Genomic DNA, 4,071 nt, shown 5'->3' on the forward strand with positions numbered 1-4,071 from the left:
CAGCATTGCTCACTTCCGCTTCATCCTGCCCAACAAATGTAAAGCGTATTCAGGATTAAAACAAAAAGTGTAAATTTGTAGCAGGATTAAGACTGCACAAAGTGTAAACTAATTTCAGGACGATACATATTAATTTCCACGCATTTTGCAGCACATTTAAAAGCCACACGAGCCAACGTTAAATCCTGATAGCTATTGGGATTAAAAGAGCTTACAAAGCCATCTCAAGGCAAAATTGTTTTTAATCCCGAAAGCTTTGAGCCATTGCATACAAATGCCACATTTCCTTTTGCCCATCTCACACTGGACCACCACACATGGCAAAAGCAAAAGAGGCATTTCTCCCACCCAAGTTATTGCTTTTTTTATTAAGACAAATATGGGATTGGGCACAAATAATAAAACTTGTAGGAATTGTTATTAAAAAATAAAAAGTTTAAAATAAATGTTAATTTTGGAAACAAATCTGATAATTAATTATATGAATAGAGCTCTCCCAATCAAACAATGGATAACGGCCCAGATCCGTTTAGCGCGAAACAACAATTCAATAATCAGGTTTTATAATTTAGATTTACAAAGCAATGAAACACAATTTGATATTTCACAATTCCCTACGGGGGCTTATACCTTAACTTTAATAACTGACGGTATAATTGCAGATAGCAAAAATCTCATGATCGTTAAATAAATTTCTAATTAAAAACGGGGTGGTATACTGCCCCGTTTTTTCCTTTAAATCAATTGAGCTATGAAAAAAATATTTATATCGTTTTTGTTTTTATTTATAATCTTACACAATACAAATGCGCAATGGACACAAATAAATACGGGTAGTAACGATAATTATACCCATATTTCATTCATTAATGATTCCGCAGGCATACTATCTTCAAATCAGGTTTTAATGTTGACAAAAAACTATGGTAACTCTTGGGATACTATCTATTTTAATTCGAACGAGTATATATCTGATGTTCATTTTTTGAGTGATAGCACAATTTATTTTATTGGTTCTCTAATGTCAAATAACTCCTTTTTGAATAAAACATTTGATTTAGGAAATAATTGGACAGCTATTAATGCTCCAACGGTTGGTAAAATGTTTTTTACTTCTCCTGATACAGGGCATGTATTAATTGCAAATGAGGTAATTAGAACTTTTGACGGAGGTTCTACATGGACACTAAACAGTTCTATAATAAATTCTATTGCAGGAAACATATATTTTCCTTCGCCAACCATAGGATATAGAACGGGTTGGTATGATAATGTAATTTATAAAACCACTGACGCAGGGGTATCATGGCAATTAATGACTGGTGGTGATCACGGGGGTCTTGATTTACACTTCCCTTCCTTAGATACGGGATATGTTTGCGGATGGAATGGAACAATATCAAAAACTAGCGATGCCGGCATTAATTGGACATCTTTAATATCTGATGTTTCCATCAATTTAGTGCTAAATTCTATTTACTGTACTTCTAATAATGTGTGTTATAGTGTAGGTGATAGCGGCACTATAATAAAAACCATTAATGGAGGAAACAACTGGATAAAAGAAAATTCAGGAATTCAAAAAAAATTAAATTCCATCTTTTGTACAAATTTTTATTGCTATGCGGTTGGTGATAGCGGAGTTGTTTTGCGAACCACGAATATAGTAGGTATAAAAGAGAAAGAAGTTAAAAAAAAAGAAATAAAAATATATCCAAACCCTGCCAACCAAGTAATAAATATAGAATTAAAATCAAATCAACAAATATGTAACATAAATATTTCCGATATACGAGGAAAGAATCTTTATGAAGGCAAAAGTACCACAATAGATATTTCCCGCTACTCAAAAGGAATTTATTTTGTTAATGTTAAAACGGAAAAGGAAACCTACACTGAAAAAATTATAATTGAATAGCAGAAATTTTATCTTTGAAAAAATCTTAAACCTATGGCAACCAAAAGAGAATACAACTATAAAAATATGAAATGCTTTCTGTAGCAAAAACAATTGTAGAAACAGCACAGAAAAATTTAAATTAATTAGTAACTATTCGACCAAATTAGAACTAGAGAATGACCGAAAACAGCCAGCCCACGGAAAAAGCACATTTCCAATTCACACCGCCAACCGCTCAAACCAAAAATTGTAAATAAGCTTCTCCCTTTTCTCCCCAAAGAAAATTAAATTAAAAAAATCCCCCCTCAAAAATAAAAAAATACCCAACTCGCACTAGCCATGCAAAGTATAGTACAGACAATTAAGCACTATTCATAAAAGCCTTTGATATTACAGCTTTCCAGTCATTAATAAACATAAGGCCAGCTTATAACATTGCATATCCTCAAGTGGCGGTCTAGGTGCTCTATTGCAAAGCCTGGAATTTCTATTAACTTTGCTGCCCGCGGTTTTTGGTTCGGTGCAATAATCGCCACCTGCGGGTATGCAAATAACGTTAGCTGTAAGCATTGCGCACCGGTTGGACAGAAGGGAAAGTCGGCCTTTTACATTGAGCAACTTTTGTGCAACTTTCAACACCTCAAGCGGGCCATCGCTTCGTGCTATAATTTTTTTCCTCCCCGCAAAACAAATAAAATTGCCATCGCAAAAATTGCTCATTTACTTTTGCCGACTCCCACGAAACCCAACACACATGGCAAAAGTAAAAGAGCAATTTCCACCACGCAAGTTCCTGCGTTTCTTAAACTATATAAATAAAGTGCTATTTTTGTAGGATTGAATTTATTAAACAGCAAAATTTGAATGAAAAAAAACATTACAATATTTGTAATTCTCATTTTAATAACCCTTAAGCATTATGGTCAACAAAATCATTCTGGGCTATTCTATAATTCAACAAAAGAGTTAATTGCAAATCATGAATTTAAATTAACAAAAGATCAACTAAAAAAATGGAAGAAATTAGAGTTTAGAATTGTTACAGCAATTATGGATTCCTTAAAATATCCTCCAATGGCAAAAGACGCAGGAGTTTATGCATCAATAATAATTTCATATACTGTTGACAATAAAGGAAATTTTGAAAATTTTCACATTGAAACTCCAGAAAATACTCAAAAAAAATATAATCAATTTTTAACAAGCGTTGCCTCTTCTGTAAAGAGCAATTCTCAATTTTTTTTACAAATAGGTTTTAAGTCAGAATCTAATCAAACAGAGAAGTATTTTTTACCTGTTGTATTTAAAATTTCATCTGACACGGCTTTTAAATCAATTAAAAATGGCTGGATAGAATTTACGGTAAAGGAATCTCCTTTGATCTGGCGAGATTATGTGCTTTCTACAAATGGATGTGAAATTGTTAAAGGTTCAATTCTTAAAAATCAAATAGAAGAAGCAAAAAACACTTCTCCTACAAATTTAATCGGTAAATGGAAAGTAATAAAAGTAGAATCTCAAGAAGAGACAATTTATCCTCAAAAAAGAAATTACTATTTATCCTTATCTGAAAACAGCATTAATTATAATTTAGAGGTTAATAATTGTGGAACTGAAGATTTTGTAATAAATTCTGATGAAATATTATTAGGTGATGTCTATTGCACTGAAATTTGCTGTGATGGTCGTCATGATGAAATCTCCAATTATTTAATTTATAGTGGAAAATATGAATTGAAAGACTCTACACTAACAATATTCAATAATAAAGGAATAATATTTTTAAATAAGGAATAAGCTATTTTGAAAGGCCTTTCCGCACAGGTGCAAGCACATTTCCAATTCACACTGGCTCCACTCAAAAACCAAAAATTGTAAATAAGCTTCCACCTTTCCCACAAAAGAAGAATTTTATTTGTTTTCTCCCCCCACCTAAAAAAAATTATAACACACAACCACACACTGCAACTGTCACTATTCATTGACGTTGTGCAATTCGCAACTAATCGTGACTTCCTAGACAAGTGGGTAATGCCAACAGCTAACACTGCATATTCGCCAGTGGCGGTCTAGGTGCTCTATTGCAAAGCCTTTAATTTCTATTAACTTTGCTGCTCACGGTTTTTGGTTCGGTGCAATAATCGCCACCAGCGTATATGCAGGAAACGTTA

Annotated in this window: 3 protein-coding genes; all 3 read left to right on the forward strand. The window is 32.9% G+C overall.

Annotated features, from left to right (window positions below):
• Window positions 1-481 precede the first annotated feature (481 nt).
• The 3 genes from H0V01_10400 (at window position 482) to H0V01_10410 (ending at window position 3,697) form a co-directional block, all read left to right on the forward strand.
• Window positions 482-691: a hypothetical protein gene (locus H0V01_10400; protein ID MBA2583778.1), complete on the forward strand. Its 210-nt coding sequence runs from the start codon at window positions 482-484 to the stop codon at window positions 689-691.
• Between the two features lie 60 nt (window positions 692-751).
• Window positions 752-1,918 carry a T9SS type A sorting domain-containing protein gene (locus H0V01_10405; protein ID MBA2583779.1) on the forward strand — a complete coding sequence of 389 codons (1,167 nt, stop codon included), beginning with the start codon at window positions 752-754 and terminating at the stop codon, window positions 1,916-1,918.
• An 846-nt stretch (window positions 1,919-2,764) separates the two neighbouring features.
• Window positions 2,765-3,697 (forward strand): hypothetical protein, encoded by a 933-nt coding sequence (locus tag H0V01_10410; GenBank protein MBA2583780.1) that lies wholly within the window; start codon window positions 2,765-2,767, stop codon window positions 3,695-3,697.
• The last annotated feature ends 374 nt before the right edge of the window (window positions 3,698-4,071 follow it).

The organism is Bacteroidota bacterium (assembly GCA_013696965.1).
GTDB lineage: Bacteria > Bacteroidota > Bacteroidia > JACCXN01 > JACCXN01 > JACCXN01.